Source organism: Leuconostoc sp. BM2 (assembly GCF_002095565.1).
Taxonomy (GTDB): domain Bacteria; phylum Bacillota; class Bacilli; order Lactobacillales; family Lactobacillaceae; genus Leuconostoc; species Leuconostoc falkenbergense.
Genome location: NZ_MOWQ01000145.1, coordinates 1 through 231, shown reverse-complemented (window position 1 = coordinate 231; position 231 = coordinate 1). Strand labels below are relative to the sequence as shown.

General features: G+C 33.3%; 1 protein-coding gene. It reads left to right on the top strand.

Annotation, left to right across the window (positions count from 1 at the left end):
* Positions 1 to 67: 67 nt before the first annotated feature.
* Positions 68 to 231 (top strand): transposase (locus BMG01_RS10885; RefSeq protein ID WP_080539941.1); only part of this gene is annotated, 164 nt, incomplete at its 3' end.

Here is a 231-nt window from a genome sequence, read left to right as displayed (position 1 = left end):
TGCTCTTATACTAAAAAAATGGACTATTTTTATTCAGTCCGTAAAATGAAAGTATAGGAGTATTTTTATGTCAATTCGTTATTCACAAGATTTCAAAGATTCATTGGTTAAACTTCACCAAGAAGGCCGTTCACTCAAATCATTAGCAGAAGAATTTGGACCATCAAAAGATTCTATTGCTATTTGGGTTAAACAAGCTACCCCAATCATGATCAAGGGTCAGTCAAAGAC